This is a genomic window from Companilactobacillus halodurans (genome assembly GCF_009600985.1).
GTDB classification, from domain to species: domain Bacteria; phylum Bacillota; class Bacilli; order Lactobacillales; family Lactobacillaceae; genus Companilactobacillus; species Companilactobacillus halodurans.
Genome location: NZ_VDFP01000053.1, coordinates 1 through 3,531, shown reverse-complemented (window position 1 = coordinate 3,531; position 3,531 = coordinate 1). Strand labels below are relative to the sequence as shown.

Here is a 3,531-nt window from a genome sequence, read left to right as displayed (position 1 = left end):
AAGTGATAAAACCAATCAAAGAAGAACTTACCCCCCTATTTCGTGGGCTAACTGTCCGAAAGAAATACGGTAAAGGGCGCGGAAAACCAGTTATTGGCTATTCGTTTACCTGGAAACCCGAAAAAAAAGACGCTAACGACTTCTCACAAGGTCAATTTCAAGATGAACGTCAAAAACTCTTTAATATTCAGCATAATGGTGAATTAACAGAACAGGAAAAATGGCGCGCCATTGATAAAGTTAAGGGGTTAACTCTAGGCTCAACTGAGGAACAAGCGGTGGCTGAGAAACAAGCGGAACACGATAAAAAAATAAGAGATCAAGCACGAAAAGAAGCACTTGCTGAACTCCGAAAGGGGTTTGGAAAACATGCCTAAAACTATTAGAGAACTTGCTGATGAATTGAAGGTCTCTAAACAAACTATTCAATATCACTACCAAAGACTACCAACAAAGAACCAACAAAAAGATAGTCAAGGTACAAACATGATTAGCCTTACAGCTGAAAGGATTATTAGGGACAAGGTAGCAAAGCCTTTGGTAGCAAAAGATCAACAAATAGGTAGCAAAAAAGCGACAAAGACTAGCAAAAAAAATAATGATCTAATTGCTACTCTAAGAAAAGAGGTAGCAGATTTAAAGTCTCAACGTGACAAACAGCTTGCGACCAAAGACCAGCAAATAAGTAGCAAAGACAGACAAATAGATCATTTAACAAAACTAATAGACCAACAACAACAATTACAATTAGCAACAGTAGCAGAAGATCGCCATTTGAAAGAACGCCTACGAAAATTAGATGGCCCAGTTGAAGATTTTGAAAGTATAGAAAAAAGCCAGGTTGCAAAAACTGATGGTGCAAAAAAACAGGCAGCTAGAAATATAACTAATAAAAAATGGTGGCATTTTTGGTAATCGAATAATTATCGTAAATATGTACTAGAAAAGAGCATACAAATTATGGAGGGTCTGTACTAGAATTTCGGACAGAAACATAAGAGAATTGATTTATCCGAAAGGAGTCCTCAAAATGACCTATTCACACAATCGCTACGACCAAGATTTTAAGAAAAATGCGGTACGTTTGAGTTTTAACTCTTCCAAACCAGTTAAAATCATTGCCTCCGAGGCTCTCTGTCAAATCCTGTTGATAGATAGTTTTACAGAACTAGAAGCTAAGCGGCTTCTAGTTCTGTTTTTGTATTTGGTTTTGTTCTCGTTTGTTGAAGCTTAATCCGCGAGATTAAATGATGGAAATTTCTAAATCCAAACGCAGTCCGCTGAATCTGCTTAATCATCCGATTAATACCTTCAATTGGACCGTTAGAATACTTAGATTCACTGGCATTCAAGACAATTTCCAGATTACTTTTAAACGTTTTTAGTGTTTCCTTCATTTGAAAACTTAGGTTTTCATTTTTGTAGAGATAGTAGACAATGCCATCTTTGTCATGATTTTTAAGACAGGACATGATACCTTGCAGCGCATCGTATGTGCTCGAAATAGTGTCATCAGTGTCAAGCTCCATTTGTACTCGCCCTTGTTGAGTTAACTGCTGTCGTAAATGACGATCATAGAAAGTTTGGCTGACTTCTAGTTCATCAAAGTGCTTCAAATATAGTTTCCATGAGAACTTAAGCAGTCGATATTCGATAGATTTCTTGTCATATTTTTTCATTGTCTGAACTCTAGTCTGGTTGAATGCCCGCGTCATCATGGCGATAATGTGGAATCGATCAACGACAATTTCTGCGTTTGGAAACATTTCCTTAACGATATCTTTATAGTAACTATTGAGATCCAGAGTTACGGTTTGAACCCGTTTTCGGGTATTGATATGGAATCTATTAAAGTACTCAATAATGCTTTTTTTACGCGCGTTTTATAATCAAGTTAGCCAAATACTTTTAGCTAATTGGTAGATTGTAAAATTAAATAAATCTACAATTGAATTTTATTTACCTTATGAAGATGTTCAAAACGCGTTAAAGGAAAGTGCGCAAAACCCCTTTATACGTACAAAGGATGAATGGGTAGTGGGTAACAATGAGTGTAAATTAAATAAGGCACAAAAAAGGATGCTTAAGGATAAAGAAATATATAATCATTTCAATTTAGAAAATATTTCCAGTTCCATCAAAACGGAGCTAAACAAGATAGTGCATGACATCGATGACTAATACTTTAACACCAAACAGAAAGGGGCTATGAATATATAGGGTCTATAACTATCAAATAACCCCTCAAAAACATTGAAAGAATAACCCCTAATATCTATAATATAGATATTAGGGGTTATTTGTTTTAATATTAAATAAATAACTTCTTCTATTTGTCATCAATACTAAACAATAATTTGTACAAAGTGATTATTTCTTCTAGTTCTTCACGCGATACATGATCGACAATAGTTTCATCAGTGACATGTCTTGCCCGTAAATCTAAGGCTATGGTTTGATCTAATAATACTTTTCCATATACTGTTTGACTACTAGTTAGTCGATGATACATTGGAAAATTACGCTTGGTACTGCTAATTGGAGCCGCAATCGTCATGTTACTTGTCTGACAGACTAGATCATTGCTTAGCGCAATGGCTGGTCGCTTATTCATCTGTTCATGACCACGGCTTGGATTAAAGTTAACATAAAATATATCACCTTGGCTTACCATTGAAGTTCATTACCTTCTGACTTTCCCCAATCAAGCTCGTGATCCCTTTTCCCGTCATCTTGCCAATCCTTAAACAGTTCGTGAATATTGGTTGGGTTCTTTTTTATTGGTGTTAAAACAATTGATCCATTTTCAATGGTTATTGTCATATCTTGGTTATCATCTAATTTCAGTTGTTTAATAATTTGGCTAGGAATTCTAGCAGCTTTCGAGTTTCCCCACTTTGCTAAGCGTGTTTGTTCTTTAATAGGTTCCATATTTCCCCCTCCTAAATTATTATTAAAAATCAAGTATATCCTGTGTAGATACACAATGCAAATATTCTTACCGGAGGTCATTTACATGCGACAAGTTGTCTTACCCATCAAAGATTCAAACGTTCTTAAAGAGGTTCAAGATACGTTACTCAATAACTTTAAAGCTGGCCGACGTAACTATACGATTTTTCAAGTTGGTAAAGCGACGCTACTGCGAGTGAGTGACGTTATGGGCTTAAAACAGGCCGATATTTTTAATCCGGACGGTTCTATTAAACAAAATGCGTTTATTCATGACCGAAAAACTGGTAAACCTAATACCTTGTACCTTAAACCTGTTCAAACAGAGCTCTTATTGTACCGTCAATGGCTGCTTGATCATAAGCTGGATTCTGAATGGCTCTTTCCTTCAATTCAACACCCAGAACGCCATATTACTGAAAAACAGTTCTACAAAATTATGAGTAAGGTTGGCGATCTATTAGGAATTAATTATCTAGGTACTCATACGATGCGCAAAACTGGGGCTTATCGCGTTTACACGCAATCAAATTACAATATTGGCCTAGTCATGCACTTACTAAATCATTCAAGTGAAGC

5 protein-coding genes and 2 pseudogenes are annotated in these 3,531 nt (G+C 35.9%); 4 read left to right on the top strand and 3 right to left on the bottom strand.

Annotation, left to right across the window (positions count from 1 at the left end):
- The 3 genes and pseudogenes from FHL06_RS12195 to FHL06_RS15215 form a co-directional block, all read left to right on the top strand.
- Positions 1–377 (top strand): annotated as a pseudogene (locus tag FHL06_RS12195) (replication initiation protein); the annotation flags it as partial.
- Positions 370–915, top strand: a complete 546-nt coding sequence (locus FHL06_RS12190; RefSeq protein WP_153386846.1) for a DUF536 domain-containing protein — start codon at positions 370–372, stop codon at positions 913–915. The pseudogene FHL06_RS12195 and the gene FHL06_RS12190, both read left to right, overlap by 8 nt.
- A gap of 115 nt (positions 916–1,030) precedes the next feature.
- Positions 1,031–1,129, top strand: a pseudogene (locus FHL06_RS15215) (transposase); the annotation flags it as partial.
- Positions 1,130–1,175: 46 nt separating this feature from the next.
- Here the strand turns inward: FHL06_RS15215 and FHL06_RS12180 are convergent.
- The 3 genes from FHL06_RS12180 to FHL06_RS12165 all read right to left on the bottom strand — a co-directional run bounded on the left by FHL06_RS12180 (position 1,176) and on the right by FHL06_RS12165 (position 2,931).
- Entirely contained in the window at positions 1,176–1,862 is a 687-nt protein-coding gene (locus FHL06_RS12180; RefSeq protein WP_225428808.1) for a transposase, read from the bottom strand.
- Positions 1,863–2,329: 467 nt separating this feature from the next.
- Entirely contained in the window at positions 2,330–2,674 is a 345-nt protein-coding gene (locus tag FHL06_RS12170) for a type II toxin-antitoxin system PemK/MazF family toxin (protein WP_005918574.1), read from the bottom strand.
- A complete protein-coding gene (locus FHL06_RS12165; RefSeq protein WP_005918576.1) occupies positions 2,668–2,931 on the bottom strand; it encodes an AbrB/MazE/SpoVT family DNA-binding domain-containing protein in 264 nt (87 codons plus the stop codon). Before FHL06_RS12165 ends, FHL06_RS12170 begins: the two co-directional genes overlap by 7 nt.
- Before the next feature lie 85 nt (positions 2,932–3,016).
- On the opposite strand from FHL06_RS12165, the gene FHL06_RS12160 reads away from it, so the two are divergent.
- Positions 3,017–3,531 (top strand): site-specific integrase (locus FHL06_RS12160; RefSeq protein WP_153386844.1); only part of this gene is annotated, 515 nt, incomplete at its 3' end.